We start from the raw sequence: 568 nt of genomic DNA, 5'->3' as shown, positions 1-568 counted from the left end.
CGATTAGGCAACAATCGTCGCCCTTGCCCGCTAACGGCCATTACGGGCGGCCGCACGTTGTGAAGAGCCACAAGCCCACACTGCTGTACGACCCGGCCAAGTCGGAGACGTTCCGCGCTCTGCAAGAGGAGGGCCTGGGAGACATCGTCGAAGAGGTCCCCGTGCCCATCCAGCCCAAGGTCTTCACGGCGCCGTCCAACAAGAGGCCAGTGCCAACTCCCAAACCCACGAAGCAGGCTGCCTCGAATGGAGTAGCACAGAACGGAAAACAAACGACCTTCGTAAACTCCCTGCAGGAAGAGCACATCCAGCAATCGAACTCTTTCAAGCGTCTAATGTACCACGTGCTCGGGGACACGGAGTTCTAGCGGCGGACGGCGCATATCGACACCTCACGAATTCACTACGAGATAAATGACAACCCCATTCACGTATTGTTGTAGCACCTCGACCCCGGCCACGGTTATACCAACTTAGTATCTCCGCGTTGACTGATACCACGACTTCACGGTTAAAAGGCGACCACACTTAGAATCGACTCGTTGGATTAGCAACGACATAAGACTAA

1 protein-coding gene is annotated in these 568 nt (G+C 55.5%); it reads left to right on the top strand.

What is annotated here, in order from left to right:
• The coding region (locus tag ACFFNX_RS52110) for a hypothetical protein (protein ID WP_378213910.1) at window positions 1-368 on the top strand (368 nt) is incomplete at its 5' end.
• Window positions 369-568: the final 200 nt, after the last annotated feature.

The sequence above is a fragment of the Actinoallomurus acaciae genome (genome assembly GCF_042429965.1).
Classification (GTDB): Bacteria; Actinomycetota; Actinomycetes; order Streptosporangiales; family Streptosporangiaceae; genus Actinoallomurus; species Actinoallomurus acaciae.
Note: the sequence above shows the minus strand (reverse complement) of the source record. Positions and strands in the feature narration are given on the sequence as shown.